Origin of the sequence: Mycobacterium sp., assembly GCF_032162605.1 — a bacterium.
GTDB lineage: Bacteria > Actinomycetota > Actinomycetes > Mycobacteriales > Mycobacteriaceae > Mycobacterium.
Genome location: NZ_JAVROT010000283.1, coordinates 1 through 7499 on the forward strand (window position 1 = coordinate 1; position 7499 = coordinate 7499).

The window sequence follows — 7499 nt, forward strand, 5'->3', positions numbered from 1 at the left end:
TTTGCTGCTCCATGTCGCGTGCCAGCCGGTCGGTCTTACCCGCCAGGAAGTCGCAGAAGTCGAGCACGATCCTGCGATGTTCCTCGGCACTCACGCGTCCAACGCACGGCGCCGAACACTTGTCGATGTAGCCGAGCAAGCATGGGCGGCCAATCTGGTTGTGCCGCTTGAACACCCCGGCGGAGCACGTGCGCGCCGGGAACACCCGCGTCAGCAGGTCCAGGGTCTCGCGGATGGCCCAGGCGTGCGAATACGGACCGAAGTAGCGCACACCCTTGCGGCGTGGGCCGCGATAGACGAACAGTCGCGGGTACTCCTCGTTCAGGGTCACCGCCAGCACCGGGTACGACTTGTCGTCGCGGTAGCGGATGTTGAACCGCGGGTCGAACTCCTTGATCCAGTTGTATTCCAGCTGCAACGCTTCGACTTCGGTGCCGACGACCGTCCATTCGACACTGCCCGCGGTCATCACCATCTGCCTGGTGCGCGGCGCCAGACCGGACAGGTCGGCGAAATAGGAGTTGAGTCGGCTCCGCAGGCTCTTGGCCTTGCCGACGTAGATCACCCGTCCGTGCGGATCGCGGAACCGGTAGACCCCGGGCTCGACGGGTATCGAGCCCGGGGCAGGCCGGTAGGTCGCTGGATCGGGCACGGGTTCCAGGTTAGTTCGCGATCCGACAGGCGAGGCCCACCGGACACACATACATGGGATCGATCACGTCATCGCGTCGATGAAACCGCAGTACGCAGACGCCTTCGCCTCGTAGTTGGTGAAGAGGTCGTAGCTGGCAGCGCCGGGCGACAAGAGGACGACGTCGACGTCCGACAGCGACGCCGCCATGCGCACCGCCGCCTCCAGGTTGTCGACGAGGTGGGTCCGCGACGGACTCTCTTGGGCAAATCCGCGTCCGATTGCTGCGCCGTTGGTCGGCGACTGGATCAGCGACACCTGACGAGCACCACTTCGTAGGTAGGCGTCGAGCTGGTCGTAGTTCAGTTGGCGATCCATCCCGCCGACGATCAACGCGATGTGGTCGTCGGGATCCATGGCGCGCAGCGCCGCGGCGACGCTCTCCCCCGTCGTCGCCAGAGTGTCATCGATCCAGCGGATGCGTCCCGTCGTCCGCACGGTCTGCAGTCTGTGCGGCAGACCGTGGAAGGTGCGCACGGCGGTGTCGATCTCGTCCGTCGTCACGGGCCTGCCGATCAGCTCCTCCGCGGCGAGCGCGGCCAGCGCCCCGTTCACGACGTTGTGCTCGTAGTCCATCACCGACCGGCCTCCGGTGCGTCGCACGTCGGCGGGGTCGACGAGTCGCAACTCGGGTTCGATGGTCCCGCCGAGCCGTTCGAGGATGGCTACCACCTCGGGCGTCGTCACCAGGGCGTGGGCGCCATTGCGGAACACGTTCGCCTTAGCGCGGTAGTACGAATCCCTGTCGCCGTGCCAGTCCAGGTGGTCTTCGTAGAGATTGGTGACGATCGCCACCGCGGGTGACGTGGTCAACAGTGCGGCCTGCTGGCTCGACAACTCGGCGACGACTACGACGTTCCCGTCGGGCGAAAGGTCTGACAGCGGGGTGCCGATGTTGCCTGCGACGAGGGCGTCGACGCCGATCTGGTTGAGCAGGTGGCCGAGGAACGACGCGGTGGTGCTCTTGCCCTTGGTGCCAGTGACCCCGATGGTCGACGAGCCGTGTCGAGACATGAACCAGTCAGCCGCACTGGAGATCCGGATCCCCGAGTCGCGCAGCTCCTCGAAGACCGGTTGGCGCCAGGGCACGCCGGGACTGACGAAGACGACGTCGCAGTCCCCCAGCCGGGCGAGGTGTTCTGGACCACGGAATACCGTGAGATTCGCGATCCCCTCGGGCTCCTCGAAGGGTCGGCGACCGGCGTCGTCGACTGCCTCGATTCGTGCCGCCCCGGCGGCCGCGGCGGTTCTCGCCATCGAGATTCCCTCGCGGCCGAAACCCCAGATGCCGACGGTCAGACCCTCGAGGTCGGGCTGCGACCGGCTGGTGCCCAAGCCTTCGAAGGTCATTCGCAGCCCTAGTCCAGCGCCGCGGCGTAGCGGGCGGGCACGTAGTTCACGGCCGCCGCCCCTTCCCGCTCCGATTCGTCGGAGGCGGCGACCTTCTCGAGTTCATCGCGCCGGGACCGGAACTCCTCGACGAGTGGCACGCCGCGCCACTCGTCGGCGTCGAGCACCGACACGAGGGACTCAGCGGCTTCGTAGTACTCGCCGACACACTCGAACGGCTTGTGCGCACCCAACCCGACCACATCGCAGAAGCCGGCGCGATTGTCCGCGTCCGCGAAGAGGTTCCTGCCGAAGATCGCCTCCACCTCGGTGCGGCCCAGCCGAGGGGCCATGAGCCCGAAGACGAAGATGCACTTGGGACAGTGCCCGCACCAGGTCGCACCCCGGCGACCGGAGTCGATGGCGAACGGCCGGTTGCAACTGATGAAGTCACGGAAGTACTGCGGGCTGTCGCGGAAGCGGTCGGCAATCTGTGATTCCGAGAGGGGCCGCAGCAGCGAGAAGTACCGGTCGGGGTTGAGCCCGTACTGCGACAGTGTGTCGCGCAGCAGCGACTCGTAGGAGATGCTCTTGGACCATTGGTGATTGACGTCGCGGCCCTGCCATGTGACGTTGCCGACGTTCGACGACCGCTCGTTGGAGAGCACTACCGGTCCGAGCCCGTTCGCGTCGGCGACGATCAGGCCGATGACGCTGTTGATCGCCGTGACGGGTACATGCCCGTTGTGAGCGCCCTGCGCATTGACCTCGATGAGCCTGCGGTCGATGCTCCGTGTCACGCGCACGCTGTCGAGTCCACTGATGTCGATACACCGGTCGATGGGATCGAACTTGTTGACGCTGAACAGCGTCGGGCGAAATGCGTGGCGTTTGAGGGCCTCGATGGTCACGACGGAGTCCTTGCCGCCGCCCACGGGCACCAGCGGATCGGCGTCGGCGTCCCAGCGGTCGACACCAATGGCCGGGCCGACGGCGTCGGGACCCGTGATCTCGGGAGTCAAGGCGTCGGGTAGCGAGTTGCGGTAGGCGAACTCGCCGAGCCCACCTGCGATGAGTTCGCGAAGGTAGTTGCGCTCGAATCCCTCAGTGGGGAAGGTGATTTCGATCCGAGGCCGCGCGGCGGCCTTGAAGTAACTGGGTGAACAGGTGAGCGCCAGCAGCCGCAGCAGCCGGTCGTCGGGCTCGCGGTCGCCGAGCGCGGCCCGAAAGTCCACCACCTCGGAGAAGGCGACGTCGTCAGACCCGTTGCCGCGCAGCGTGTAGTGCACTGTGAACGTGCCGTCGGCGACGTCGTAGCCGTCGATGGTCATGGCATGGTATGCCGCCGGGTCGAAATTGCTCATGACCACCTCGCGAACGGCGGCAACGCCTCGGGCTCCACGGTGAAGCGCCTGCCGTCGAGTTCGGCGACCGGATGCGTCTGGTATCGCGGCGAGAGCCACCACGCCCGGCCGGCGTGGGTCGGGCACTGGTCGACCCGGTCGAGCACGGCGATGACGCCGCACCGCGCCAACTGCTCGAGTACCGACGTCGGCTCGGGGTTCTCGACGCCGACGACCTCGCCGTCGGTCTCGAACACCAGCGCCCCGAGAATCGGCTGGCCGTCGGACACGCCATCGGCGAAGCTCCGGCTGTTGAGCCAGCGCTCGAGCTGATCCGCCTCGCCCCGGCTCGTCGTCCGTGCGGCCATCCGCCGCCACCACGGATCGGCCGCACGTCGTGCGGGTGGCATTGATCCACCGCCGTCGATGCGCACCGGCTCGATTCCCATCGGTTGCACCGTCGACCCCGTCACCAGGATCTGCGGCGCGTCGTCGGTCTCGGCGATCGTCACGCTCGCGGCTACCAGGGCCACGTCCTCCCGGAGGGTCGTGGTGAAGACCGAGATCGCGGCCGCCAGGTCGTCGAGCACCGGCATGCGAACGCCGAAGAATTCGGCGGGCTCGCCGAGATATCGCCAGATGCCCTCGACGTCGGGAACGGACGAGCCGGTGATCGGAAAGGTGATGGTGGGAAGGGTCCCGGGACGCGCGATGAGCTGGGTGGCGCGGAGTTGCGGAGGATCGATTTCCGGAGTGGTCATCGACATGCGAAAATCGGTCACTATCAGCAGATTCTAACGCACCGCACGAAGGAGCCATGCGACGCCGCATGAGTGCCCCAATGGTCACCCGACTCGTCGAATCGGACTGGCGCGTGTTCGCCACCATCCGGCTGCGCGCGTTGACGGACACGCTCGGCCCCGCCGACCCTCAGTACCGCCAGGAAGTGACGTTCACCGCGGCACAGTGGCGGCGACGGCTTCGCGCGCACGCACAGTTCGCGGTGTGCACCGATGGTCACCTCGTCGGCCTGATCGGCGCTCAGCGGCAGAGTGTCGAATCGGTGTACCTGTACTCGTTGTGGCTGGAACCCGGGATGCGCGGCCGAGGGCTCGGGCACGAGTTGGTGTCCACCGCGGTGGACTGGGCGCGCAGTCAACGCGCACGTATCGTGACGTTGCGGGTCGACGTGGCCAACGCCGCGGCCCGCGGTGTCTACGAGCAGCTAGGCTTCGGCGTCATCGAGGCCTCGCGTACTGCACGCGAGCTCACGATGTCGCTGAGGGTCGGTTGACGTCCGGGCGATAACGCGCGAACAGCCTGCGGACGGCGTCCATCGCATCGACTGCGCGCTCCTTGTCGACCGACTGAATCGCCATCAGCGGAATGTATTCGTCGTCGGGCAGGTCGACCCGTGCCCACCTGGCGCCCGGCGGGAACGACACGTCGACGACCTCCGACCACGGGATAAGTCGATACCCCAACAGGTTTCGTAACCACAGTCCTTCGGGACCCACCCGCAGCCGCGGCCGCGCGAACATGAGGACCAGGCCGCCGATGATCACGCCCAACAGACCTATGGCAACCTGATCGGCGGTCTGAAAGATCACACCCGACGAGCGGATCTTCAGAAGAAACCCGACGGTGATGTGGGCGGCGGCGATCAGAAAGGCGGCGGCGTAGGCGAAGTAGGGCGTGAGATGGGGCCGGACCTCCAGGTCGACGGCGGGAGCGGAGCGACCCTCTGGCACGGGAGCGGAGCCGGTCACGAGCCGGCGCGCAGGCTACGCAGCGTCAGCGCGGTCGACAGCGCGGCGGCGGCCGCCTGGGCGCCCTTGTCCTCGGAGGATCCGGGCAGGCCGGCGCGGTCGAGGGCCTCTTGTTCGTCGTTCGTGGTGAGTACGCCGTTGGCGACGGGCGTCCCCTCGTCGAGCGACACCCGCGTCAACCCTTGCGTGACGGCGTCGCAGACGTAGTCGAAATGTGGTGTCTGACCGCGGATCACGACACCGAGGGCAACGACGGCGTCATGCGACTTCGCCAGTTCCTGCGCGACGACGGGTATCTCGATGGCACCGAGCACACGGACCACGTCGGGATCGTCCACACCCGAATTCGAGGCCATCTTGCGCGCCCCGTCGAGCAGCGCGTCGCAGATGGTGGCGTGCCACGTGCTGGCCACGATCGCGAGCTTCAGCCCGGAGGCATCCACCGCGGGCATGTCCGGCACACCTGCGCCACCGCTCATGATCGGGCTCCACCCTCGCTGCTCACTGCGACGCTCCGCCCGGGTCGGTCGCCGTCGGCGGAAGGCGATCGCCGAGCAGGTAGACACCCTCGTCGTACCCGTTCATCTTGACGGACTCGTCGTAGTCTTCGAGACCGGTCAGGTCGTGCCCCATCCGGTCGCGCTTGGTCATCAGGTAGCGGATGTTCTCGGCGTTGGCCCGCACCGGCAGCGGCACCCGCTCGATGATGTGCAGGCCGTAACCGTCGAGGCCGACGCGCTTGGCGGGGTTGTTCGTCAGCAGGCGCATGGACCGAATCCCGAGGTCGACGAGGATCTGCGCGCCGATGCCGTAGTCGCGGGCGTCCGCAGGCAGGCCGAGCTTCAGGTTGGCGTCGACGGTGTCCTCACCGGCGTCCTGAAGCTGATAAGCCTGCAGCTTGTGGAGGAGTCCGATGCCGCGACCCTCGTGTCCGCGCATGTAGAGAATGACTCCGCGATCCTCGCGGGCGACCATGGCCATCGCCGCGTCGAGCTGCGGGCCGCAGTCGCAGCGGCGGGAACCGAACACATCGCCGGTCAAGCATTCGGAGTGCACCCGCACCAGCACGTCGTGGCCGTCGCTCTCGGGTCCGGAGATGTCACCGCGGACCAGCGCGACGTGTTCGACGTCCTCATAGATGCTGGTGTAGCCGACCGCGCGGAACTGTCCGTGCCGGGTCGGGATGCGCGCCTCGGCGATGCGCTCGATGTGCTTCTCGTGCTTGCGTCGCCACTCGATGAGGTCGGCGATGGAGATCAGCGCAAGGTCGTGCTCGTCGGCGAAGACCCGCAACTCGTCGGTCTGGGCCATCTCGCCTTCGTCCTTCTGGCTTACGATCTCGCAGATCGCGCCCGCCGGCTGCAGGCCGGCCAGCCGGGCCAGGTCGACGGCTGCCTCGGTGTGGCCGGGCCTACGCAGGACGCCACCTTCCTTGGCACGAAGCGGAACGACGTGTCCCGGTCGGGTGAAGTCGTCGGCGACGGCGTTCGGATCTGCCAGCACGCGCATGGTCGTTGCGCGATCGGACGCCGAGATACCCGTCCCCGGGGCCTTCTTGGCGTCCACGGTGACGGTGTAGGCGGTGCCGTGCTTGTCCTGGTTGACCGCGAACATCGGAAGTAGGCCGAGCTTGTCGCAGATCTCACCGGAGAGCGGGACGCACAGGTAGCCCGACGTGTAGCGCACCATGAATGCCACGAGTTCTGGGGTCGCCTTCTCGGCGGCGAAGATCAGGTCGCCCTCGTTCTCGCGATCCTCGTCGTCGATGACGACTACCGCCTTGCCCGCGGCCATGTCGGCGATTGCCCGCTCGACGGAATCAAGCCTCGTCATCTCGTCACCCACTTCAGTTAGGCGATTTGGGCACACCGCTGCGTTGATCGCAGCTCTGCGCGCCTACTTCGCCTAGGACCATGTCAACCGACTTCAGTATGAACCACTGAGACGCGTGGGTTATTGCCCGCCGTCTACCAGGGGTTTGGCTGAAGGGCGACGAGATCAATCGCGGTGGAAAGCAGCCGCTCCACATATTTGGCGAGTAGAGGCGAGCCAGCGGTGCGCTTCACCAGCGTAGACGCTGGTCGCACCCGAGCCAGCCGCGCTGAATATGTTTGAGCCAGCCATTGCCGGTCAGGTCAAGTCAGTGAGGGGTGACCAGGGGTGTGGACAATATCCACGCCCCTGAGGAGGGATACGACACTCTCGTATCCCGGGCCCTTGCGGGTGATCAAGGACGGCCGAGCCGGAAGTTCACCGGCTGCACCGCAGGCAGAGCGTCCTCGGTGAAAACCAGACGACCCACCCGCACCCTTTGCAGTAGATCCAGACACTGCCTGCGGTTGAGGACATCAAGTTCTTGCCGCTTCG

8 protein-coding genes and 1 pseudogene are annotated in these 7499 nt (G+C 66.6%); 1 reads left to right on the forward strand and 8 read right to left on the reverse strand.

The features are described from left to right. The 4 genes from QOI01_RS16605 to QOI01_RS16620 all read right to left on the reverse strand — a co-directional run. Nucleotides 1–652 (reverse strand): GIY-YIG nuclease family protein (locus QOI01_RS16605; RefSeq protein WP_526382762.1); only part of this gene is annotated, 652 nt, incomplete at its 3' end. 63 nt (nucleotides 653–715) lie between these two features. Continuing rightward, nucleotides 716–2041, reverse strand: a complete 1326-nt coding sequence (gene murD, locus QOI01_RS16610) for a UDP-N-acetylmuramoyl-L-alanine--D-glutamate ligase (protein WP_526382764.1) — start codon at nucleotides 2039–2041, stop codon at nucleotides 716–718. A gap of 8 nt (nucleotides 2042–2049) precedes the next feature. Continuing rightward, nucleotides 2050–3384 (reverse strand): MurL-like N-terminal domain-containing, encoded by a 1335-nt coding sequence (locus tag QOI01_RS16615; protein ID WP_526382766.1) that lies wholly within the window; start codon nucleotides 3382–3384, stop codon nucleotides 2050–2052. Next, nucleotides 3381–4124, reverse strand: a complete 744-nt coding sequence (locus tag QOI01_RS16620) for a hypothetical protein (RefSeq protein WP_526382768.1) — start codon at nucleotides 4122–4124, stop codon at nucleotides 3381–3383. The genes QOI01_RS16615 and QOI01_RS16620 overlap by 4 nt, the downstream gene beginning before the upstream one ends. A 68-nt stretch (nucleotides 4125–4192) precedes the next feature. Between QOI01_RS16620 and QOI01_RS16625 the strand changes: the two genes are divergently transcribed. Next, nucleotides 4193–4657, forward strand: a complete 465-nt coding sequence (locus tag QOI01_RS16625; protein WP_526382770.1) for a GNAT family N-acetyltransferase — start codon at nucleotides 4193–4195, stop codon at nucleotides 4655–4657. Here QOI01_RS16625 and QOI01_RS16630 read toward each other — a convergent pair. From QOI01_RS16630 to QOI01_RS16645, 4 genes and pseudogenes are all read right to left on the reverse strand, one after another. Next, entirely contained in the window at nucleotides 4632–5132 is a 501-nt protein-coding gene (locus tag QOI01_RS16630) for a PH domain-containing protein (RefSeq protein WP_526382772.1), read from the reverse strand. The genes QOI01_RS16625 and QOI01_RS16630 overlap by 26 nt on opposite strands. After that, on the reverse strand, nucleotides 5129–5611 hold the full coding sequence (gene ribH, locus QOI01_RS16635) for a 6,7-dimethyl-8-ribityllumazine synthase (protein ID WP_526382774.1): 483 nt from the start codon (nucleotides 5609–5611) through the stop codon (nucleotides 5129–5131). Before ribH ends, QOI01_RS16630 begins: the two co-directional genes overlap by 4 nt. A gap of 22 nt (nucleotides 5612–5633) precedes the next feature. Next, entirely contained in the window at nucleotides 5634–6965 is a 1332-nt protein-coding gene (locus tag QOI01_RS16640; RefSeq protein ID WP_526382776.1) for a bifunctional 3,4-dihydroxy-2-butanone-4-phosphate synthase/GTP cyclohydrolase II, read from the reverse strand. Between the two features lie 400 nt (nucleotides 6966–7365). Next, nucleotides 7366–7499 (reverse strand): annotated as a pseudogene (locus tag QOI01_RS16645) (pyridoxamine 5'-phosphate oxidase family protein); the annotation flags it as partial.